Origin of the sequence: Mesorhizobium sp. M7A.F.Ca.CA.002.15.2.1 (assembly GCF_003998715.1) — a bacterium.
Classification (GTDB): domain Bacteria; phylum Pseudomonadota; class Alphaproteobacteria; order Rhizobiales; family Rhizobiaceae; genus Mesorhizobium; species Mesorhizobium ciceri.
On sequence record NZ_RZPI01001209.1, the window covers coordinates 1 to 617 of the forward strand.

Annotated in this window: 1 protein-coding gene; it reads left to right on the forward strand. The window is 61.1% G+C overall.

Annotated features, from left to right (window positions below; translation table 11 throughout):
- Positions 1–37: 37 nt before the first annotated feature.
- The coding region (locus ENZ74_RS33690; protein WP_281059777.1) for an NAD(P)-dependent oxidoreductase at positions 38–617 on the forward strand (580 nt) is incomplete at its 3' end.

The window sequence follows — 617 nt, forward strand, 5'->3', positions numbered from 1 at the left end:
CTCCCATCAGGATCAAATCCATTTCAAGGAGGCCGCCATGGCGCCCCGCGTTCTCGTCTCAGACAAACTCTCCCCCACCGCCGTGCAAATCTTCAAGGATCGTGGCGTCGAGGTCGACTATCTGCCCGATCTCGGCAAGGACAAGGATAAGCTCGCCGAAGTGATCGGCCAGTATGATGGCCTCGCCATCCGCTCGGCGACCAAGGTCACCGAAAAGCTGATCAACGCCGCTACCAATCTCAAAGTCATCGGCCGCGCCGGCATCGGCGTCGACAATGTCGATATCCCGGCGGCAAGCCGCAAGGGCATCATCGTGATGAACACGCCCTTCGGCAACTCGATCACCACAGCCGAACATGCGGTGGCGATGATCTTTGCGCTGGCGCGCCAGATCCCTGAAGCCAACGCCTCGACCCATGCCGGTAAATGGGAAAAGAACCGCTTCATGGGCGTCGAGATCACCGGCAAGACGCTGGGCGTCATCGGCTGCGGCAACATCGGTTCGATCGTCGCGACGCGCGGCGTTGGCCTCAAGATGCACGTCATCGCCTTCGATCCGTTCCTGTCGGACAGCCGTGCCGAGGAGCTTGGCGTCGACAAGGTCGAGCTCGACGAGC